Origin of the sequence: Micromonospora sp. D75, from assembly GCF_018070405.1 — a bacterium.
Classification (GTDB): Bacteria; Actinomycetota; Actinomycetes; order Mycobacteriales; family Micromonosporaceae; genus Micromonospora; species Micromonospora chalcea.
The window spans coordinates 1-20,390 of the sequence record NZ_JAGPXV010000029.1; the positions used below are offsets into that span (position 1 = coordinate 1).

The following is a 20,390-nucleotide window of genomic DNA, read 5'->3' on the forward strand; positions in this document are numbered from 1 at the left end:
GCCCTCGTCGCCCCGCTGCACGCCTCTCGTCGGCACGGTCGCGGCGCAGAGTGCCGCGACGGCGTTCTTCCGGCTGTCGCGGCCGGACGCAGAGGGGTTGCCGGAATCGTACGCGCCGCGCCGCGCGCCCGTCCGGCAAGCCGCGCCGGGAGCGTGGACATGAGGATCGGCATCCTGTCGTACCACTTCCCGCCGGAGCCGGCGTTCGTCCCGGGCAGCCTGGCCGAGGAGTTGGTCGCCCGGGGCCACGAGGTACGGGTGCTCACCGGGTTCCCGGACTATCCGGGTGGCCACGTCTATCCGGGCTGGCGGCAGCGCTGGCGGCACCAGACGCACAGCGAGCGGCTGACCGTACGCCGGGTGCCCCGGTACGCCGGCGGCGACGGCACGCCCCGGGCCCGTACCGCGAGCTGGCTCTCCTTCGCCGGCAGCGCCGCGCTCGCCGGGCGGGGCCTGCTGCGGGGCGTCGACGCGCTCTACGTCTTCGGTCACCCGGCGGTCACGTTCGCGGCGTCCGGGCTGCTGCGGCTGCTCGGCCGTACGCCCACCGTCCTGCACGTGCAGGACGTCTGGACGGAGCACGAGCCGGGCCCGGCACACAGCGACCGGGCGCCGGCCCGGTTGGAGGCCGCCATGCGCCGCCTCTACCGGGAGGCGGCAGTGGTGGCGGTCAGCTCGCCGTCCATGGCGGATCTGGTGCGCGCCCGCGGGGCCGATCCGGCGCGGGTGCGTACGGTGCTCAACTGGACCGACGAACGCATCTTCCGTCCGACCCAGGCCGGTCCGGCCGTCCGCCGGCTCATCCGGCGGGACGACCGTTGCGTGGTGATGCACGCCGGGACGATCGGCGTGCGCCAGGGGCTGGAGACGGCGGTCCGCGCGGCGGCGGCGCTCGGCGACCGGATGGACCTGGTGCTGGTCGGCTCCGGTCCGCAGGAGCGGCGGGTGCGGGGGCTCGCCGCCGAGCTCGGCGCGGACAACGTCCGGTTCGTCGAGCGACGGTCCGCCGTGGACATGCCGCAGCTCTACGCGGCCGCCGACTATCAGCTCGTGGCGCAGCGCGACCTGCCCGAGCTGCGGGGGACCGTGCCCGCCAAGCTCCAGGCCGCGCTCTCCTGTGCCGCGCCGGTGGTCGCCTCCGCCGGTGGGGAGACGGCGGAGCTGGTCGAGCGGGCCCGCGCGGGGCTGTCCTGCCCGCCGGAGGACTGGGCGGCGCTCGCCGACCGCTTCTGGCTGGCCGCCGCCATCCCGGCGGCCGCCCGGATCGACATGGGTAGGCGGGGCCGGGGCGCGTACCTGCGGGAGATGTCGATGCGGACCGGCGTGGACCGGATCGAGGCCCTGCTGCAGGAGGCGGCGGGTGTGGCGCCGAAGCGAGCAAAACTCGCAGAAGCGATGCAAGCCGACAGAGCGGCGGAATAGCCAACTAAAGCTTCCTTTTCCATGCTAGAAAGCATCTCGATTGCGAAAAGTGTCTTATTCGTCTCGTAGGAGGATTTTGTGTCCGGACCCGGTCCTTCGCCCGGCCGCCGACGGCGCTCGCGGCGGCGCCGGCGCGCCCGGGTCCGCCGGATCCTGCTGACCGGGCTGGTCGTCGTCTCGGTGCTGCTCAGCGCCGGTGGCTGGGTGGCGTTCCGGGGCTGGCAGGCCCGCGCCCACCTGGTCAACGCCGCCGGGCTGGCCAAGGAGCTCAGCGCCCAGGTGCTCGACGGCGACGTGGCCCGGGCGCAGCGCACGCTCGCCGCGTTGCAGGAGCAGGCGGCCGCCGCGCGCGGCGCTACCGGGGATCCGGTCTGGTGGGCCGGCCAGCAGGCCCCCTACGCGGGGGACAACCTGGCCGCGGTGCGGCAGATCTCGGTGGCGGTGGACGACCTGGCCCGGCTCGCGTTCCCCACGCTGCTGCGGGTCGACCTCGCCTCGCTGGTGCCGAAGCAGGGCCGGCTGGACCTGGCCCGCCTGCGCGGGGTCTCGGCCGAGGTCGCGGCGGCCGACCAGGCGGTCCGGGCCACCGCCGAGCGGTTGCGGCAGGTGCCGGTGGACAGCCTCGTGGCGCAGGTGCGCGACGCGGTCACCGCGCTGCGCGCGGAGCTGGACAAACTGGGCGAGCTGACCTCGGCGGCTGATCGGGGCGCGCGGCTGCTGCCGCCGCTGCTCGGTGCGGACGGGCCACGCAGTTATCTGCTCGTCTCGCAGAATCCGGCCGAGCTGCGCGCCACCGGCGGCATGTTCGGCGCGTACGCGGTGCTGCGGGCCGAGGGCGGCCGGGTCCGGTTGGTCAAGCAGGGCAGCTCGTCGGACCTGCGGTCCTTCGACCCACCGCTCAAGATCGGCGCGGAGGCGAAGCGGCTCTGGGGCGACCTGCCGGGCATCTATCCGGCTGATGTGAACCTCAGCCCGGACTTCCCGGCCGCCGCCGCGCTCTACCGGGACATGGTGCGCCGCCGTACCGGCACCACCGTGGACGGCGTGCTGGCGGTGGACCCCGTGGTCCTGTCGTACCTGCTCGGCGTGGTCGGCCCGGTGACCGTGCCGGACGGGCCTTCGCTGGCCGCCGCCACCGCCGTGCGGACGCTGCTCAGTGACTCGTACCGGGACCTGGACACCAAGGACCAGGACGTGTTCTTCGCCCGGGCCGCGTCCGGCGTGTTCGACACGTTGTTCACCAAGACGGTCGACCCTCGGTCGCTTTTGACCGTTTTTAGTCGTTCCATTAGCGAACGTCGGATATTGTTCTGGAGTGTCCGATCCGATGAGCAGCGCGCGCTGGCCGACACCCGGCTGGCGGGTCAGCTCCCGGAGAAGGACACCGTGCCGACTGTCGGCGTGTTCCTCAACGACGGCAGCGGCGCGAAGCTCGGTTACTACCTCAGGTTCTCGGCCACCGTGACGGTCGGCGAATGCCATCCGGACGGGCGCCGCGAGCTGCGGCTGAAGGTGACGGTGAACTCCACCGCCCCGAAGTCGGGCCTGACCAAGTCGGTGACCGGGCTGGCCCTGTCCGGCGACAAGTACACCGCACGCACCTTCGTCTCCGTCCACACGCCCACCGGGGGCGCCGTCCTCACCGGGCGGCTCGACGGGAGGGACACCGCGATGGGCAGCGGCACCGACGGCCGCCGCCAGGTGGCGGTGGCCAACGTGGAGACCCGCCCGGGGCAGACCCGGACGCTCGACGTCACGGTGCTCACCGGCCAGACCGGCGCCGGGACGGCCGAGCTGGTGCACACGCCCACCGTCACCCCATGGACCACCCAAGTAGTCAACGCACCAAGCTGTGAACAGTAGGAGGGAAACCATCATGCGGCTATCCCGCATCATCATGGCGCTCACGGTGGGCCTGGCCGTAGCGGCCGTGCCGACCGCGGCCGGGGCGGCGCAGCCGCAACCCCCGGTCTACCCGCCCGAGGTCGCGTCGCTGACCGTCTCACCGACGACCATCCGGCTCGGCGAGACGTTCACCCTGCGGGGATCGAACTTCGGGCCGAACGAGACGGTCCGAATCGACGTGGCGATCTCGGGCCTGCCCGCGGCCGCCCCGGCCGACGGTTCCGCGCGACGCAGCGACGGCAGCACGGTGGCGATGGCGCCGGTCGCCTACACGCCCAACCGTGCCCAGCCGCAGCCCGCGCCGACCACGTTCACCGTGACGACCGACGCCAGCGGCAACTTCACCGTGACCTACCGGCCGACCCGGCCCGGGCGGTACACGTTCACCGCCACCGGTCTGACGTCCGGTCGGATCGCCAGCGCCACCGGCACCGTCCTGCCGCCGCGGCCGACCAAGTCCCCGCACCACGGCGGGCTGCCGGTCACCGGTGACAGCATCGGCACGCCGCTGAAGCTCGGTGGGGGCCTCGCCGCCGCCGGCGCGGTGCTGCTGCTGGCCTCCATGGCCTGGCGTCGCCGTCGCCTCGGCTGATCCGGGGCGCGCCGGGAAAGACCCGGCTCGATCGTGAGTGCCCGCCGGACGGAGTCCGGCGGGCACTCACGTGTCCGTGCCACACGACACAATGGGCCATGGACGCGACACCGTGGACCGATCAGGCCGGCCTGCTCACGCTGCCCGGGGGCGCCACCGTCCGCGGGCGGCGAGTCGCCGAGCCCGCCTCGCCCGCCGACTTCGCGCTGCTGCTGGCGCCCGGCCCCGAACCGGAGTGGCCCGCCCGGCGCATCCGCTGGCCCGACTTCTGGATCCCGGCCGACCGCGCCGACGCGCTCGACGCGCTCCGGGAGGCGTGGCGGCGCGCGTACGCGGGCGAGCGGGTCGAGGTGGCCTGCCACGGCGGTGTGGGGCGTACCGGAACCGCGCTCGCCGCCTTCGCCGTACTGGACGGGCTGCCGCCCGCCCGGGCGGTGGCCTGGGTCCGCTCCCGCTACCATCGGCGGGCGGTGGAGACGCCCTGGCAACGATGGTGGTTGCGCGGCGTCCGCTGACTCGCCCGGTCACCGAGCGGGGCCGGGCGATCGGCGCCGCGTCACGGCCCCGGTGAGCCACCCGGCCCTGATCAACGGGCTCGGTATGGTGCCTTCTCATGAGAGCCCGGGTCCTGGCCGCCGTCACCGCCGTCACCCTGCTCGCCGCCGGGACACCCGCACCGGCGCCGGCCGCCCCCGGGACGGCCCCCGCGCCCGGCGCCACCGTGCCCTGCCCCCGGCAGCCCGCGCCGAAGGTGAGCCGGCCGCCCCGCCCGACGCCGCCGGCCACGACACCCGAACAGGCGGCGGTGGGCGGGGAGGCGCTGGCCGGCGCCGGACTGGTCGCGCCGCCGGGCAGCCCCGCGCCCCCGGCGGTCACCGCCAGCACCTGGCTCGTGGCGGACCTGGACACCGGCGCCGTTCTGGGCGCGTGCGGGGCGCACGTCCCCGGCACGCCGGCCAGCACCCAGAAACTGCTGCTGGCCGCCACCATGCTGAGCCGGCTCGACCCGAAGCAGGTGGCCGTCGCGACCCGCGCCGACCTCGACATCGAACCGGGCAGCTCGGCCGTCGGGCTGCTCGTCGGTGGCCGCTACAGCGTGGAGACGCTCTGGCTGGGCCTGCTCCTGCAGTCCGGCAACGACGCGGCGAACATGCTGGCCCGTCTCGGCGCCGGCAGCACGCAGGCCGGCGTCGCCGAGATGAACGCGCAGGCCCGCCGGCTCGGCGCCGGGCAGACCCACGCGGTCACCCCGTCCGGACTGGACGGCCCCGGGCAGTTCACCACCGCGTACGACCTGGCGCTGATCGCGCGGGCCTGCTTCGCCGACGCCGCGTTCCGCCGGTACGCGCTCACCGAACGCACACAGATCCCGGCCCAGCCCGCCCTGAAGAAGGGCGGGTTCCAGATCCAGAACGAGAACCAGCTGATCTACCGCTATCCGGGCGCGCTCGGCGGCAAGACCGGTTTCACCGAGCTGGCCCGGCACAGTTACGTCGGCGCCGCGCAACGCGGCGGACGCCGTCTCGTGGTGACGCTGCTCGGCGCCGAGGCCCGGCCGGTACGCGGCTGGCAGCAGGGCGCCCAGCTGCTCGACTGGGGCTTCGGGCTGCCCCGGGACGCCTCGGTCGGCCGGCTGGTGGAGCCGGGTGAGGGGGACGCCGAGGCGGCGGAACCCCGTAACGCTCCCGCCGCCGCGCCGGCCCGTACCGTCTCGCCGCCGTGGCGGGGGCCGGCCGGCACCGCGCTGCGCCGCGTCGGCGAGGGGGACTGGCGGATGATCGTGCCGCTCGCCGGTCTGCTCGCCCTCACCGTCGGCGGGGTGGCGGCGGTGCTCGCCGCCCGCCGGGGCCGGTCCCGCCGCCGCGGACGCCGCCGCGCCTGAACCCGGCGTCCCGGCGGGTCGCGTGGACACCGATTCCGTGGGTATGCGCCCGGCATGGAGCACCCGGGCCGGATCGTGGTGGTCTCGGCGGACATCGGCGCCGGACACGACCGGGCCGCTGACGAGCTGGCGCAACGGCTGCGTGCGCGGGGCTTCGCGGTGGACCGGCTGAACCTTCTGCACCTGCTGCCCCGCCCGCTGCACCGGGCGGTGCGCGAGACGTACCGGGGGGTGCTGCACCGGCTCCCGTGGGGCTACCACGCGCTGTTCCGGCTGACCGGCAGCTCACCGACGGCCGTACGCGCGATCCGCGCGCTGCTGAGGCCGTTGCGCCGTCGCCTGCGCCGCCGCATCCCGTCCGACACCCGGGCCGTGGTCACCACCTATCCGTTCGCCAACCAGCTCCTCGGCCCGTTGCGGCGGCACGGGCGGCTCCGTGTCCCGGTGATCACCTACGTGACCGATTTCGTGGTGCACCCGACCTGGCTCGCGCCGGGCGTGGACGTGTACTGCGCGGTCCGCCACGCCGAGACGCGCCAGGCCGACGCCGCCGACGTCACGGTGGTGCAGCCGCTGGTGTCCCGCGCCTTCGCCCGTCCCGGCCCGGAGGACCGGCAGCGGGCCCGGCAGCGGTTCGGCCTCCCGGCCGACGGTGTGCTCGCGCTTGTCGTCGCGGGCTCCTGGGGCGCCGGCGAGGTGCCGGCGACGGTGGCCGAGGTCGCCGCGGCGGGTGTCCGCCCGGTGGTGGTGTGCGGGCACAACGCGGCGCTGCGCCGCCGGCTGCACGGCGCCGGCCGGTACGTGCTGGGCTGGGTCGACGACATGCCGGCACTGATGCGCGCCGTCGACGTGATGGTGGAGAACGCCGGTGGGCTGACCTGCCAGGAGGCGCTGGCGGCCGGGCTGCCGGTGGTCACGTACCGGCCCATCGCCGGTCACGGGCGTGCGAACGCCGCGATCCTGGCCCGCGCCGGCCTGAGCCGGTGGGCGGGCACACCGCAGCAGCTCGGGCCGGTGCTCGCGGCGGTGATCGGGACTTCACCGGTGGTCCCGTGCCACGACGACGTGTCCCAGGACCCGGCCGGCCTGGTCGCCGAGGCGGCTCGCCGGGCGCCGCCCGCGGGTTCGGCCGGCACGCGCCGCCCGCTGCTGGACCCGGTCGGCGACGCGGTCGCCGTACTCGCCGCGATGCTGCAGTCCACCGGCGGTCTGCGATGAGAGCGGCGACCCTGGCCCGGGCCGCCGCGCTCGCGCTGCCGGTGTTGCAGGTGGTGCCGTCGGTCACGGCGCTTCCCGCCGTGCGGCGGCGGTGGCTGCCCGGCCTGCACGGAATCGGGGCACCCGACCGGGTCGCGCTGACCTTCGACGACGGCCCGGACCCGGAGTCCACCGGCCACGTCCTGGACGTGCTGGCGGCGCACCGGGTCCGTGCCACGTTCTTCGTGCTCGGCGCGATGCTGCGGCGCAACCCGGCGCTGGGCCGCCGGCTGGTCGACGACGGCCACGAGGTGGCCGTGCACGGCTGGACGCACGACAACCTGCTGCTGCGCGGCCCGGCCCGCACCGTCCGGGACCTGACCCGCGCGTACGACCTGGTCACGGACGTGACCGGCCGTGCGCCCCGGTTCCTGCGACCGCCGTACGGCGTGCTCACCGCCGCGGCGCTCACGGCCGCCCGGCGGCTGCGTCTGCGGCCGGTGCTGTGGAGCTGCTGGGGGCGGGACTGGACCGCCACGGCCACCGCCGACACGGTCGCGCGAACCGTCCTGTCCGGGCTGGAGGGAGGCGGCACGATCCTGCTGCACGACTCCTCCCGTACCGCCGCGCCGGGTGCCTGGCGTGCCGGTGTCGCCGCGCTTCCGCGCGTGCTGGCCGAGTGCCGTCGCCGCGGATGGCACGTCGGCCCGCTCAGCGGTCACGGGCTGCCCGCGCGCTGATCCGGGCACGGGCGGGGGAGCCTACCGCGTGGCCCCGGCGCCGGGGCCCGAATCCCGGAGCCGGTGACCCGTTCGGGTCGGCGTGGCTAGCGTCCGGGTCATGAGGACCTGGGGATCCTTCGTGGCGCTGGCCGCCGCCCTGCTGGTGCCGGTGTCGGCGACGCCCGCGGTGGCGGGCGTCCGCGCGCCCGTACGCCGGATGCCGGCCGCGCCGCCCTGCCCGAACGTGCCGCCCCCGTCGACCCGGCCGCCGCAGCCGCCGCCCGCGCCCGATCCGGCCGCGCGGGCCGTCGGCGGCGCGACGCTGGACACCGCCGGGCTGGTCGTCCCGCCCGCGTCGACCGCGCCGCCGCCGGTCACCGCCACCTCCTGGGTGGTCGCCGACCTGGACAGCGGCGCGGTGCTCGGCGGCTGCGGGCCGCACGAGTACGCGGTGCCCGCGAGCGTGCAGAAGCTGCTGCTGGCGGCCACGATGCTGCCCCGGCTGGACCCGAACCGGGAGGTCACCGTGACCGCCGGGGATCTGGCCGTGGAACCGGGCAGCTCGGCGGTCGGGCTGGTCGAGGGCGGGCGGTACCGGATCGAGACGATCTGGCTGGGACTGCTGCTGCGTTCCGGCAACGAGGCGGCGAACGCGCTGGCCCGCCTCGGCGGCGGCCCGGACGGGCTGGCCGGCGGGGTGCGGGCGATGAACGAGGAGGCGCACCGGCTCGGCGCGCGGCAGACCCACGCGGTCACCCCGTCCGGGCTGGACGGTCCGGGCCAGTTCACCAGCGCGTACGACCTGGCGCTCATCGCGCGGGCGTGCTTCGCGAACCCGGCCTTCCGCCGGTACGCCGCCACCCGTACGGCGCAGATCCCGGCCCAGCCGGCGCTGCGCAAGAAGGCGTTCGCGATCTCCAACGACAACATGCTGCTGGACCAGTACCCGGGCGCGATCGGCGGCAAGACCGGCTTCACCGACCTGGCCCGGCACACCTACGTCGGCGCCGCCGAGCGCGGCGGGCGGCGGCTCGTGGTCACGCTGCTCGGCGCCGAGGTGACCAGCCAGCGGGGCTGGCAGCAGGGCGCCGCGCTGCTGGACTGGGGATTCGCGCAGCCTCGGGACGCCTCGGTCGGGCGGCTGGTCGAGCCGGGTGAGCTGGACCGGACCGCGCCACCGGCGGGCGGCGGGGCGTCGGCCCTGGCCGGGCACGCCGACCTGCGTGGCGGCGCGCCGGGCCCCGGCGCCGCCCCCAGCGCGGGTGTGACGGTGGCGGTGGGCGCGGTGCTGACGGCCGGGGGAGCGGTGCTGCTGGCACGGCGGCGCCGGCACGCCGCGGCGGCCGCCGCCACCATGTCGACCGGGCCGGTTCTGCGCGAGCCGGAAATTCCGGAACAGGACTGAAAGTGGCGGTCCGGGTCAGCGGCAGGCGGGCGCCGCGGTGCTGTCGCGCACCACCAGTTCGGTGGCCAGTTCGACCCGGGGCGAGTCGATCTCCTCACCCTGGGCCAGCCGCAGCACGGTACGCGCGGCGAGCCGCCCCATCTCCACGAGGGGCTGGCGGACGGTGGTCAGCGGCGGCGAGGCCCACCGTGCCTCGGGCAGGTCGTCGAAGCCCACCACGCTCACGTCGTCGCAGACCCGCAGTCCGCGCCGGCGCACCGCCTCGTACACCCCGAACGCCATCTGGTCGCTCGCCGCGAAGATGGCCGTCGGCGGCTCGTCGAGGTCGAGCAGCGCGCCACCGGCGGTGAACCCGGAGGCGTGGTAGAAGTCGCCGGGCTGCACCAGCCGGTCGTCGGCGGCCACACCGGCAGCGGCCAGCGCGGCCCGGTAGCCGTCCAGCCGGGCCCGGCTGCACAGCAGGTGCGGCGGGCCGGCCACGAAACCGATCCGCCGGTGGCCGAGCTTGAGCAGGTGCTCGGTGGCGGCCAGGCCGCCGGTCCAGTTGGTGGCGCCGATCGCCGGCACGTCGGTGGCGGCCACGCCGGCGGCCGGGTCGACCACCACCACCGGCACGTTGAGGCGGCGCAACTGGGCCTGCACGGCCGGGCTCAGGTGCGAGGTCACCACGATCACGCCGTCGGACGCGCGGGCGCGCAGGTTGTGCAGCCACTGCCGGGTGGAGCTGGACTCGCGGTGGATCGCCGAGACGACGGTGCCCACCCCGGCGGCGTGACTGACGTCCTCCACGCCGCGGATGATCTCCACGGCCCAAGGGCTGTCCAGGTCGTTGAAGACCAGGTCGACCAGGTCCGCCCGGCGCACCGTACGGCTGCCCCGGCGCCGGTAGCCGTGGTGGCGCAGCAGCTCCTCGACCCGTTCCCGCGTGTCCGGCGCGACGTCGGACCGCCCGTTGAGCACGCGCGACACGGTCGGGACCGAGACGCCGGCCTCCCGTGCGATCGCGGTGATGGTCACCCTGCGTTCGTCGTCCGCGCTCACCCGTGTTCCCTTCGCCGGCTGCCGGAACCGACCGGTAGACCGTCCCGCCCCACGCACATCTTGCCGTACGCAGAGGGCTTGACGACAGGCCGGACCGGCCCTAGCGTTCGCACGAGTTGCGGAAACGTTCCGGAAATGCGCCAGTCATCTTCCGGCGGCTCGCCGTCCACCCCCGACGAACGACGAGGAAGACCGAGGCGTGCTCACCGACCTGACCGAGGCCGAACTCCGTACCTACCGCAGCGACCTGCACGAGCCTGCCGACTTCGACGCCTTCTGGGCTGACACTCTCGCACAGGCGCGCTCGTGCGGCGACCCCGTGACGGCGACCCCGCTGCCGACGCCGCTGACCGGTGTCGACGTCTTCGACGTGACCTTCCCCGGCTTCGCCGGACAGCCGATCCGTGCGTGGCTGCGGGCGCCGCGCGGCGCGTCCGGCCCGCTGCCCACGATCGTGCAGTACGTCGGGTACGGCGGCGGGCGCGGCCACGCGCTGGAGAACCTGCTCTGGTCCGCGGCCGGCTTCGCCCACCTCCAGATGGACACCCGTGGCCAGGGCTCGGGGTGGAGCCGGGGCGACACCCCGGACGTGGCCGCCGCCGGGCCGCAGGCCCCGGGCATGGCCACCCGGGGCATCGAGGACCCGAACAAGTACTACTACCGTCGTTTCCTCACCGACGCGGTCCGCGCCGTGGACGCCGCGCGTGAGCTGCCGGCAGTCGACCCGGACCGGATCGCCGTTCTCGGTCACAGCCAGGGCGGGGCCGCAGCGCTCGCGGCCGCCGCGCTGGCGCCGTCGGTACGCGCGGCGGTGGCGTACGTGCCGTTTCTCTGCGACATCCCGCGCGCGATCATGATCACCGACTCGGCGCCGTTCCGGGAGATCCGGGACTACCTCGCCGTGCACCGCGACCGCGAGGAGCAGACGCTGCGCACGCTCGGCTACGTCGACGGTGTCGCGTTCGCCCGCCGCGCCACCGCGCCGGCCCGGTTCTCCGTCGCGCTGATGGACGAGATCGTCCCGCCGTCCACGGTCTACGCCGCCTACCACGACTACCGGGGCGACAAGGACCTGACGGTGTGGCGGTTCAACGGCCACGAGGCGGGCGGCATCGACGACGACGCCGCCGCTGTGGACTTCCTGCGTACCGTCCTGGGCGCCTGACCACCGGTTCCGCCGATGCCGGCCCGCCCGGGCTGGTAGACACGGCGGATGGGCACCGGCATGCGCGCGACGGCGGGCCTGGCCGTGGCGACCGCGCTGCTCGCCGCCGCCTGCCAGCGGCCCGCGCCGTCGCCGTCGCCGTCCGCGCCGCCGTCCGCCACCCCGACCGGCCCGCGGGCCCCGGCGGACTTCGTGGACCTCAGCACCGTCGACCCCACCGTCCGCACCGACATCCGGTACGCGGGCCCGCACAACTTCGTCGGCCGCCCGATCGACGGGTACGCCGAACCACGCTGCCTGCTCACCCGGCCCGCCGCGCAGGCGCTGCACCGGGTGCAGACCGCCGCGCTCGCCGGCGGGCACAGCCTCAAGGTGTACGACTGCTACCGCCCGCAGCGCGCGGCGGACGACTTCGTCGCCTGGGCGAAACTCCCCGGCGACCAGCTGATGAAGGGCGAGTTCTACCCCGCCGTGCCGAAGGACCGGCTGTTCGCCGACGGTTACATCGGCGCGCCCACCGCGCACAGCCGGGGCAGCACCGTCGACCTGACCCTGGTCCCGGTCTCCGGGCCCCCGCAGGCCGGGTACACGCCCGGCCAGCCGCTGGTGCCCTGCACCGACCCGGCCGGCCGCCGCTTCGCCGACGACTCGATCGACATGGGCACCGGCTTCGACTGCTTCGACCCGCGTGCCCACACCGCCGACGCGCGGATCAGCGACACCGCCCGCAACAACAGGGACCTGCTGCGCCGGCTGATGTCCGCGCAGGGCTTCGAGAACTATCCGCTGGAGTGGTGGCACTACCGCTACGTCGACGAGCCGTACCCGGACACCTGGTTCGACTTCCCGGTGGCCGGTTCGTCGCTGCGGTGACGCGGTCGTTCCACCATGATCGATTGCGGCTAGGCTGGGCGTTCATGGAGACCGAACGGATCGGCCCGCCGCTGCTCGGCGGGGAGCGGGAGTCGCTGCGCGCTTTCCTCGACTTCCACCGGGCCACGCTCGCCCTCAAGTGCGAGGGGCTGACCGACGAGCAGTTGCGCCGGCAGGCGTCGCCACCGTCCACGCTGTCCCTGCTCGGGCTGGTCCGGCACATGGCGGAGGTGGAGCGCACCTGGTTCCGCCGGGTCATCGCCGCCGAGGACGTGCCGCTGGTGTGGTCGGACACCGGTGACTTCCAGCAGGCGTACGACGCCCGCGACGCCGACGTGGCGGAGGCGTTCGACGCGTGGCAGCGCGAGATCGAGCACGCCCGGCGCATCGAGCGGGAGGCCGAGTCCCTCGACGTGACAGGTCACCAGGCCCGCTGGGGCGAGGACGTGTCGCTGCGCCTGGTCATGCTGCACATGCTGCACGAGTACGCCCGCCACAACGGGCACGCCGACCTGATCCGCGAGGCGATCGACGGCACCGTCGGCGTCTGAGTCCGGCCGATCAACGCGTGCGCAGCGGCAGCCAGGCCAGCACGTCGGAGATGCGTGCGTCCCAGTACGCCCAGTCGTGGTCCCCCGGACCGAAGTCGACGGTGACCGGCACGTCGCGCTCGCGGGCCGCGTCGAGGAACCGCACGTTGTCCTCGTACAGGAAGTCCTCGGTGCCGCACGCGACGTAGAGCGCCGGCCGGTCGTCGCCGGAGCGCTCCAGCAGCCCCACCGTGTCGTCGTCCGCCGGCACCGGGTCGTCGCCCCAGACCGTGTGCCACACCGCCGGGTCGACCGGGTGGGTCGGATGGTGGCGGCGGCGGGTCACGTCCAGCGCGCCGGACAGGCTGGCCGCCGCCGCGAACCGCTCCGGCCGGCGCAACGCCCACTTGAGCGCGCCGTAGCCGCCCATCGACAGGCCCGCGACGAACGTGTCCTCCCGGCGGTCGGACAGCCGGAAGAACGACCGGCACACCTCGGGCAGCTCCTCGCTGAGGAACGTCCAGTAGCGGTTGCCGTGCGCCTCGTCGCAGTAGAAGCTGCGCTGCACCTGCGGCATCACCACGGCCAGCCCCAGCGGCGCCACGTACCGCTCGATCGACGTGCGGCGCGTCCACACCGTGTCGTCGTCGGTCAGCCCGTGCAGCAGGTAGAGCACCGGCGGGTCACCGTCGGCGCCGGGCGCCGCCATGCCGATCCCGGCGGCGCCCGGGTCGGGCAGCAGCACCGTCATCGAGGTGCCCACGCCGAGCGCCTCGGAGAAGAAGTCACACCGGATGTGCGCCATGAGGCGGGAGCGTACCTCGCAGGGGTTCGATGAGGGCGTTCCTATTGCCCCCGGACGGTCGTACGGGACAGGATGGCCGTGCGTGCCGGTAACACACCCGTAACCTGCGCGCTGCTGGTCTCTGTCACAAGGAAGTGGGAGTCAGGCATGAGCGACGTGTCGGCCGCACTGGGTGTGCGCCTCTACCCGGACCTGGTCGAGCCGGGTGGTCTCGCCCCCGCGCTCGTGGCGACCGCCGCCGCGCACCAGCTCGACGTCGGCGCGGTCTCCGCGCCCGAGCAGGGGCGCAGCCGCTTCACCTGCGCCGAGATGACCTCCCCCCGGGGCGTGGTCTGCGTCAGCCTCGGCTCCCAGGCCCGCTACTTCATGATCGACCTGAGGGTGGACGGCGACGTCCAGGCCCGCGGCGACGCCACCGACCTGCTCCAGGTCGCGCAGGTGGCGGCCGCCTGGCGGGCGGGGATCACGCTCGCCGAGCTGACCGCGCGCTACCCGTTCATGGAGGAGATGCGGCGCCACCCGGTCGCGCAGGCCGGCTGAGGCCGGGCACCCTGGCCCGGCCCGATCCAGGTCGACCGCCGCTCCTGGACGCGCCGTGTCGATCTAGGGTGATGCGATGACCGCCAGGCGCGTGACGACAGTACTGTTCGACTTCGCCTGGACTCTGTTCGCCAGAGACTCGGAGCGCTGGGTGGGCAACGCGGCGGCATCGATCGACCGGACATTGGCTGTCGGCGAGGCGCACCGTATTGCCGGCGACTTCGCGGAACTGTTGCGGGAGACGGCCACGGATCCGGCCCACATCGCCCGAGATCTGGACCCGCGAGTCTGGGATCGGGCGATCCTCGCTGTGCTGGAACAGATTCCTGGGGTGGACCAGGCGCTGGCATCGGCCATGCACGAAACACACGCCGAAGCAGTCGAGCCGTACGCCGACACCGTCGCCACCCTGTCCGCATTGCGTGACAGCGGTGTTCGCATCGGCGTCGTCAGCAACGTCGGCTGGGACATCCGCACATGCTTTGCGCGGCACGGACTCGACGGCTATGTCGATGCGTTCGTACTGTCCTACGAGGTCGGCTTCGTCAAACCGGACCCTCTGATCTGGGTCGCCGCCCTCGAAGCCCTCCATGCCGCACCGGGCCAGACCCTGATGGTCGGTGATCATCCCGCCGGCGACGGCGGATCGGTTGCCGCCGGCATACCGGCGCTGATCCTGCCAATGGTGGATTCGCCCGCGCAGAAACGCGGATTCGAATACGTGCTCAGGCTTGCCCAGGTTCCGTCCTGACGGGTCTTTCGCTGGTCACTCACGTGAAGCTCCTGGTAATCAGCGCGTGCGCGGAAAGGTTCAGTGCTGTCGCAAATTCGCGTTGCCGCCGGTGCGCGGCGGCCGTACGGTGAGCGGGCAACGTCGATCTGATCCACCAGGGGAGTCCACCGTGTCGCAGCAGAACCGCACCCGCGCCGAGCGGCAAGCGCCGCGCGCCGGTGCCCTGCTGCCCGAACCGGGCACGGGCCGGGAACGGCAGTGGCAACCAGGGTGGTGGCGCGTCTAGCGCCGGCGCGACGATCCGCGCGAACCGCCCGCCCCGACACCGGAGCAGGGCGGTTCTCCGTTTCCGGGGTACCAATCTCCGACGGACACGAGCAAGGAGACGACGATGGGTTTCACCCCGCTGGCCGGTACCCGGGCGCCGGTCCGCGTCTGGACCGACCCGTACACGATCGAGGCGCAGGCGGCCCGGCAGCTGCGCAACATCGGCGCGCTGCCGTGGGTGCAGGGCGTCGCGGTGATGCCGGACGTGCACTTCGGCAAGGGCGCCACTGTCGGCTCGGTGATCGCGATGCGGCAGGCCGTGTCGCCGGCCGCGGTCGGCGTGGACATCGGCTGCGGCATGTCCGCGGTGCGGACCTCGCTGACCGCCGCCGACCTGCCCGACGACCTCGCGCCGCTGCGTTCGGCGATCGAGGCGGCGATCCCGGTCGGCTTCGCGATGCGCGACGACGCTGTCGATCCGCGGCGGGTCCGGGGCCTGGAGCAGGCCGGCTGGGACGAGTTCTGGCGGCGGTTCGCCACGCTGGACCGGAAGGTCGCCCAGCTCGAGACGCGGGCGCAGCGGCAGCTCGGCACGCTCGGCGGCGGCAACCACTTCATCGAGGTCTGCCTGGAGCAGGGTGGCCCGGACGACGGCCGGGTCTGGCTGATGCTGCACTCCGGTTCCCGCAACATCGGCAAGGAACTGGCCGAGCGGCACATGTCGGTGGCGCGCGGGCTGCCGCACAACACCGACCTGCCGGACCGGGACCTCGCGGTGTTCCTCGCCGGCACGCCGGAGATGGAGGCGTACCGGCGGGACCTGTGGTGGGCGCAGGAGTACGCCCGGCGTAACCGGGCGGTCATGCTCGCCCTGCTGAGCCAGGTGGTCCGGGAGGCGTTCCCGCACGTGCGCTACGACGAGCCGATCTCCTGCCACCACAACTACGTGGCGGAGGAGAGCTACGACGGGGTGGACGTGCTGGTGACCCGCAAGGGCGCGATCCGGGCCGGAAAGGGAGACCTGGGCATCATTCCCGGCTCGATGGGCACCGGGTCGTACATCGTGCGCGGCAAGGGCAACGTCGACGCGTACTGCTCGGCGTCGCACGGGGCCGGGCGGCGGATGTCGCGGGGGCAGGCGAAGCGCACGTACAGCACGGCGGATCTGGCCGCGCAGACCGCCGGTGTGGAGTGCCGTAAGGATGCCGGTGTGGTGGACGAGATTCCCGGCGCGTACAAGGACATCACCGAGGTGATGGCCCAGCAGGAGGACCTGGTCGAGGTGGTCGCCCACCTCAAGCAGGTCGTCTGCGTGAAGGGCTGAGCGGTAGGGCCGGCGTCGAGGGGGCGCCGGCCCTAACGGGTACGCCGGGCGACGCGTACGCCGATGGCTACCGCGCCGATGACGAGCAGCGCGGACAGGAGTTGCAGGCCGGGGGAGTCGTCGGCCTCGCCGTACACGAAGCCGGCGACGCCGAGCCCGACGGCGTGCACCGCCACGGCGGCGGCCAGGTGCCTCATCGCTCCTCCTCGTCGGGGACCCATTCGAGCAGGTCGCCGGGCTGGCAGTCGAGCACCCGGCACATGGCCTCCAGGGTGCTGAACCGGACGGCCTTGGCGCGGCCGTTCTTGAGCACGGCGACGTTGGCCGGGGTGAGCCCGACGCGTTCGGCGAACTCGCCGACGCTCATCTTGCGCTTGGCCAGCTCCACGTCGATGCGCACGACGATCGGCATCAGATCACCGCTTCCATGTCGGTGCGCAGCGTGGTGGCCTGGCGCAGCAGCGCGCGCAGGACGACCATCAGCAGCCCCAGCACGCTGACGCCGGTGACCAGCAGGAACAGCAGCAGCGGCAGCCCGGGGTCGTCGGCGTTGAAGCCCACATAGAGGAACACCCCGACGAGCACCACCCAGGCGGCGGCGACCGCCCAGACGATCCCGTCGACCCAGCGCAGGGACGCCTCGGTGAAGATGCGGTCGCGCTTGACCAGGGTGAGCAGGTGCCAGGTGCAGACGATCACCACCTGGACGCAGAGCACCCAGAAGACCGTGACCGCGGTGGCGGGCCATCGCAGGTACGCCATGTCCGGGTCTTCCCGGGCCATGTGGGCGAACTGGCCGGGCAGCGACATGGTCTGGAACAGCACCAGGATCGCGAACAGCAGGACCAGGAAGGCGCGGAGTGGTGTCACCGCGCGTTGCGCCGTAAGCATGCATCGACTATCGCGCGGAACCTATCGAAAGTCAATCGGTATCGCTCGCGCGGCGGGTGACGGCGTAGCGGACGTGTACGGCGTACCGCGAGTGGTGCACGGCGCGGATCTCCAGATCGACGTCCCGGTCGAAGCCCTCGAAGAGCCGCTTCCCGCCGCCGAGCACCACCGGAGCCGTGGACAGGCCCAGCTCGTCGACCACGCCGGCGGCGAGCGCCTGCCGGATGACGTCGGCGCCCCCGCCGATGATCACCGCACTGTCCCCGGCCGTACGCCGGGCCGCCGCCAGCGCCGCGTCGAACCCGTCGACCATGAGGAAACCGGCGTCCGGATCGGGCTGGTCGGCGGTGCGGTGGGTGAGCACGACCAGGGGCGCCTGGAACGGGTTCCGGCCGCCCCAGGCGCCCGCGGCGTCGTACATGCCCCGGCCGCACAGCGCCGCGCCGGCACCCTCCAGCAGCTCGTCGAAGTACGCGCGGTCCTCGGCGGTCATGCCGGCACCGGGTTCGCGTGGCGTGTCGTACGTCCACGGCCCGCCCATCACCCAGTAGTGCAGCCGCTCGCCGCCGGCACCCAGCCCCTGACCCGCGTGGTCGTCCGGACCGGTGACGTAGCCGTCCAGGGACACGGTGACGAACGCCCGCACCCGGCCCCGCACTTCGTTGGTGCTCATGCTTCCTCCCGGAGACTCGGAGAACACCGACTCACCGAAGACCGCGCACCGGCACCGGACTCATCGCCGTCCTCGGTCCGGCGTCAGCCGTACACCGGATGTTCGGCCTGGAACGCCAGCCGGCGGTCCGCGCCGGCGGCCAGCTCGGCCAGCACGTCGTCGAGGTCCAGGAACGTCTGCCAGCGCTCCTGGCCGGTGATGCCGGCGAGCCGGTCGACCACGAGTTGCTCCAGGTCCGCGACCCGGCGGCCCTTCCACACCTTGTCGGCCAGGCTGACCATCAGGTCCTCCAACTGCACGCCGGGGGAGTGCCAGGCGGCGTGGGTCACGGCGAAGCGGGCCCGCTCCTCCGGTACGCCGAAGCGCAGCAGCAACTGGTAGCCCGCCTCCTCGTGCGCGGACCCCGGACCGGTCAGCTCGGCCGGATGCTCGACCTTGCCGAGGTCGTGTACCGCGGCGCCGAACAGCACCGCCTGCCTGTCGAACGGCACCGCGGCGAACCGGTCGGCGAACGCGGCGGTCAGGTGCCAGGCGACGTCGTGCACCAGCCGCAGGTGCGCGCCCAGGCGCGGCGGGGCGGCGAGGGCGGCCAGCAGCTCGACCGCCACGCCGGGCAGCGGGAGCAGCGGCGGGTCACCCGGCTCGGTGAGGGCGCGGCGCAGGGCGTCGGAGGTCATCGGGGCGAGCGTACCGGTCCTCGCCGGTCTCACCAGCGGTGATGGACGAGCAGCCGAGCGTGAAGCGGCCGCTCGCCCGATTCCCGTCTATCGATCCACTCGGGAGGGTGGGGGCCACGTCTCTCACGGGGGGTTGTCGAATGACAGCGTTGAATCGTCGTGCCCTGCTGCGTACCGCCGCGTTGACCGGGCTGGCCGCCGCGACCGGGCTGGCCGCCACGTCCCACGGCGCGGCCGCCGCCGAGCCGGTCAACGGGCCGTGGCTGGTCAGCGTCGGCTGGGGTGTGCTCCAGGTCGACCCGGGCCGCACCACGCCGCGGGAGCTGCTGCCGAACGGGGACCACGCCAAGACCTCGCCCGACGGCCGGTACGTGGCCTGGGTCAACACGGCCCGCTCCGGCGACGGCACGCTGGAGCCGTTCGTCGCGGTGTACGACCGGACCACCGGCCAGAAGCGCACGCTGCTCGCCGACCCGTTCGGCGTCCGCTACGGCGCGCCGACCTGGTCGCCGGACGGCACCGAGATCGCGCTGGTCACCGGGCAGGACAACGACCGCCTGATCGCCGTCGACGTGGCGACCGGTGCCACCCGGGTGCTGGTCGAGGGGCACACCATGGCCGACCCGGACTGGTCCCGGGACGGCTCCTCGATCGCCCTGCGGTGGCGCAGCCGTTCCGAGGGGCCGCAGCTGCGCGTGCTGGACCTGGCGACCGGCAGGGCGCGGCCGATCTACACACCGCTGGCCGGCGAGCGGTTCGGCTCGCCGGTCTTCATGCCCGACTCCGGGCGCGTGGTGTTCTGCACCGGATACCGCTGGTCGGACCTGGAGACGCTCAACCAGTCGCTCGCCTCGGTGCGGATCAACGGGACCGGGCTGAAGAAGCTCACCGACGAACCCCGGTTCTACCTGTCCCCGGTGTTCTCCCCGGACGGCCGCTACTGCGCCGCGCTGTCGATCCCGCCGGAGAACGAGTACCCCGACGGCGGCAACATCATCGTGTCCACCAGCGGTTTCGGCGAGCAGTGGTGGATACCCGGCGACGAGTACGACGACAGCACCCGGCTGGACTGGGCGCGGGCGATCTGACGTGCCGGGCGCGCGCATCACGGACCGGATGCGCGCCGCCGGGCGTGACCGGTGCGAGGCTTGGAGCGGACGCCGCCGACGGGGCCGGCGTCCGCTCTGGAGGGGTGATGGCCGAGCCGCCGACCGGGACGTCGTCGCACCGCGCGCAGGCGCACGGCCGGCACGCCAACCACCGCCGCTACCACGACGGCGCGGAGGTCGACGGGTACGTCGACGACCCGTACCACAGGGTGCGCCGCGCGGTCGCGGCCCGGCTGGTGACCGAGGGGGTGACCGGCGGCGGGCCGGTGCTGGAACTGGGCTGCGGACCGCGCGGCATGCTCGACCCGGCGGCGCTGCCCGGCCCGCTCGTGCTCGCCGACATGGCCGAGGCGGCGCTGGGCGCGGCGCGCGCGGTGACCGGCGGCCGGGCGCTGCCGGTCTGCCTGGACGCCACCCGCGGGCTGCCGTTCCGCGCCGGCAGCTTCGCCGGGCTGCTCGCCGGAGAGCTGATCGAGCACGTGTACGACCCGCTGGCGCTGCTGCGAGAGTGCCACCGGGTGCTGGCGCCGGACGGGCTGCTGGTGCTCACCACCCCGAACCTGGCGCCGGTGCAGGACCGGCTGGCGTTCCTCGCCGGCCGCGCGCCACGCCAGGTCGACCCGCTGCACCCCTATCT

Annotated in this window: 23 protein-coding genes; 16 read left to right on the forward strand and 7 right to left on the reverse strand. The window is 74.1% G+C overall.

Annotated features, from left to right (window positions below; all coding sequences use genetic code 11):
- The first annotated feature begins 159 nt into the window (after positions 1–159).
- The 8 genes from KBX39_RS03410 (at position 160) to KBX39_RS03445 (ending at position 9,125) form a co-directional block, all read left to right on the forward strand.
- Positions 160–1,422, forward strand: coding sequence for a glycosyltransferase family 4 protein (locus KBX39_RS03410; RefSeq protein WP_166455884.1), 1,263 nt, complete (start codon positions 160–162; stop codon positions 1,420–1,422).
- A gap of 78 nt (positions 1,423–1,500) precedes the next feature.
- Complete coding sequence (locus KBX39_RS03415) at positions 1,501–3,285, forward strand: DUF4012 domain-containing protein (protein ID WP_113972795.1); 1,785 nt, start codon at positions 1,501–1,503, stop codon at positions 3,283–3,285.
- Positions 3,286–3,298: 13 nt separating this feature from the next.
- Positions 3,299–3,919, forward strand: coding sequence for a hypothetical protein (locus tag KBX39_RS03420; protein ID WP_043323730.1), 621 nt, complete (start codon positions 3,299–3,301; stop codon positions 3,917–3,919).
- Positions 3,920–4,017: 98 nt separating this feature from the next.
- A complete protein-coding gene (locus KBX39_RS03425; protein ID WP_030499976.1) occupies positions 4,018–4,434 on the forward strand; it encodes a protein-tyrosine phosphatase family protein in 417 nt (138 codons plus the stop codon).
- A gap of 98 nt (positions 4,435–4,532) precedes the next feature.
- Entirely contained in the window at positions 4,533–5,801 is a 1,269-nt protein-coding gene (locus KBX39_RS03430) for a D-alanyl-D-alanine carboxypeptidase family protein (protein ID WP_064445816.1), read from the forward strand.
- Positions 5,802–5,855: 54 nt separating this feature from the next.
- Complete coding sequence (locus KBX39_RS03435) at positions 5,856–7,019, forward strand: glycosyltransferase (protein WP_210869140.1); 1,164 nt, start codon at positions 5,856–5,858, stop codon at positions 7,017–7,019.
- Complete coding sequence (locus KBX39_RS03440; RefSeq protein ID WP_166455881.1) at positions 7,016–7,738, forward strand: polysaccharide deacetylase family protein; 723 nt, start codon at positions 7,016–7,018, stop codon at positions 7,736–7,738. The genes KBX39_RS03435 and KBX39_RS03440 overlap by 4 nt, the downstream gene beginning before the upstream one ends.
- Positions 7,739–7,838: 100 nt before the next feature.
- The gene (locus tag KBX39_RS03445; protein ID WP_166455880.1) at positions 7,839–9,125 is read left to right on the forward strand and encodes a D-alanyl-D-alanine carboxypeptidase family protein; all 1,287 of its coding nucleotides are present in this window, start codon (positions 7,839–7,841) and stop codon (positions 9,123–9,125) included.
- A gap of 15 nt (positions 9,126–9,140) precedes the next feature.
- Here KBX39_RS03445 and KBX39_RS03450 read toward each other — a convergent pair whose 3' ends face one another.
- On the reverse strand, positions 9,141–10,166 hold the full coding sequence (locus tag KBX39_RS03450) for a LacI family DNA-binding transcriptional regulator (RefSeq protein ID WP_043323734.1): 1,026 nt from the start codon (positions 10,164–10,166) through the stop codon (positions 9,141–9,143).
- Between the two features lie 199 nt (positions 10,167–10,365).
- Here KBX39_RS03450 and KBX39_RS03455 point away from each other — a divergent pair, with 199 nt between their 5' ends.
- Genes KBX39_RS03455 through KBX39_RS03465 form a run of 3 tightly spaced genes read left to right on the forward strand, consistent with a single transcriptional unit; the run spans position 10,366 to position 12,755 of the window.
- On the forward strand, positions 10,366–11,331 hold the full coding sequence (locus KBX39_RS03455; protein ID WP_210869142.1) for an acetylxylan esterase: 966 nt from the start codon (positions 10,366–10,368) through the stop codon (positions 11,329–11,331).
- Between the two features lie 60 nt (positions 11,332–11,391).
- A complete protein-coding gene (locus tag KBX39_RS03460) occupies positions 11,392–12,204 on the forward strand; it encodes a M15 family metallopeptidase (protein WP_064446480.1) in 813 nt (270 codons plus the stop codon).
- Between the two features lie 44 nt (positions 12,205–12,248).
- Positions 12,249–12,755, forward strand: a complete 507-nt coding sequence (locus tag KBX39_RS03465) for a DinB family protein (RefSeq protein ID WP_210869144.1) — start codon at positions 12,249–12,251, stop codon at positions 12,753–12,755.
- A gap of 10 nt (positions 12,756–12,765) precedes the next feature.
- Here KBX39_RS03465 and KBX39_RS03470 read toward each other — a convergent pair whose 3' ends face one another.
- Complete coding sequence (locus tag KBX39_RS03470) at positions 12,766–13,539, reverse strand: alpha/beta hydrolase family protein (protein WP_210869146.1); 774 nt, start codon at positions 13,537–13,539, stop codon at positions 12,766–12,768.
- 147 nt (positions 13,540–13,686) lie between these two features.
- Here KBX39_RS03470 and KBX39_RS03475 point away from each other — a divergent pair, with 147 nt between their 5' ends.
- The 3 genes from KBX39_RS03475 (at position 13,687) to KBX39_RS03485 (ending at position 16,403) form a co-directional block, all read left to right on the forward strand.
- Entirely contained in the window at positions 13,687–14,079 is a 393-nt protein-coding gene (locus tag KBX39_RS03475) for a hypothetical protein (protein WP_043323741.1), read from the forward strand.
- 76 nt (positions 14,080–14,155) lie between these two features.
- Positions 14,156–14,830: an HAD family hydrolase gene (locus KBX39_RS03480; RefSeq protein ID WP_064445822.1), complete on the forward strand. Its 675-nt coding sequence runs from the start codon at positions 14,156–14,158 to the stop codon at positions 14,828–14,830.
- Positions 14,831–15,203: 373 nt separating this feature from the next.
- Complete coding sequence (locus KBX39_RS03485) at positions 15,204–16,403, forward strand: RtcB family protein (RefSeq protein ID WP_064445823.1); 1,200 nt, start codon at positions 15,204–15,206, stop codon at positions 16,401–16,403.
- A 32-nt stretch (positions 16,404–16,435) separates the two neighbouring features.
- On the opposite strand, the gene KBX39_RS03490 is transcribed toward KBX39_RS03485, so the two are convergent.
- The 5 genes from KBX39_RS03490 to KBX39_RS03510 form a co-directional block, all read right to left on the reverse strand.
- Positions 16,436–16,600 carry a hypothetical protein gene (locus tag KBX39_RS03490; RefSeq protein ID WP_210869148.1) on the reverse strand — a complete coding sequence of 55 codons (165 nt, stop codon included), beginning with the start codon at positions 16,598–16,600 and terminating at the stop codon, positions 16,436–16,438.
- Positions 16,597–16,815 (reverse strand): helix-turn-helix transcriptional regulator, encoded by a 219-nt coding sequence (locus tag KBX39_RS03495; protein ID WP_030499989.1) that lies wholly within the window; start codon positions 16,813–16,815, stop codon positions 16,597–16,599. The genes KBX39_RS03490 and KBX39_RS03495 overlap by 4 nt, the downstream gene beginning before the upstream one ends.
- On the reverse strand, positions 16,815–17,294 hold the full coding sequence (locus KBX39_RS03500; protein WP_043323747.1) for a DUF2975 domain-containing protein: 480 nt from the start codon (positions 17,292–17,294) through the stop codon (positions 16,815–16,817). Before KBX39_RS03500 ends, KBX39_RS03495 begins: the two co-directional genes overlap by 1 nt.
- Positions 17,295–17,325: 31 nt before the next feature.
- Positions 17,326–17,967, reverse strand: a complete 642-nt coding sequence (locus KBX39_RS03505; protein ID WP_210869150.1) for a dihydrofolate reductase family protein — start codon at positions 17,965–17,967, stop codon at positions 17,326–17,328.
- A gap of 83 nt (positions 17,968–18,050) precedes the next feature.
- Entirely contained in the window at positions 18,051–18,644 is a 594-nt protein-coding gene (locus tag KBX39_RS03510; protein ID WP_043323751.1) for an HD domain-containing protein, read from the reverse strand.
- Between the two features lie 140 nt (positions 18,645–18,784).
- On the opposite strand from KBX39_RS03510, the gene KBX39_RS03515 reads away from it, so the two are divergent.
- Positions 18,785–19,732, forward strand: a complete 948-nt coding sequence (locus KBX39_RS03515) for an LpqB family beta-propeller domain-containing protein (protein ID WP_210869152.1) — start codon at positions 18,785–18,787, stop codon at positions 19,730–19,732.
- A gap of 107 nt (positions 19,733–19,839) precedes the next feature.
- A partial coding sequence (locus tag KBX39_RS03520; protein ID WP_210869154.1) for a bifunctional 2-polyprenyl-6-hydroxyphenol methylase/3-demethylubiquinol 3-O-methyltransferase UbiG occupies positions 19,840–20,390 on the forward strand: 551 nt, incomplete at its 3' end.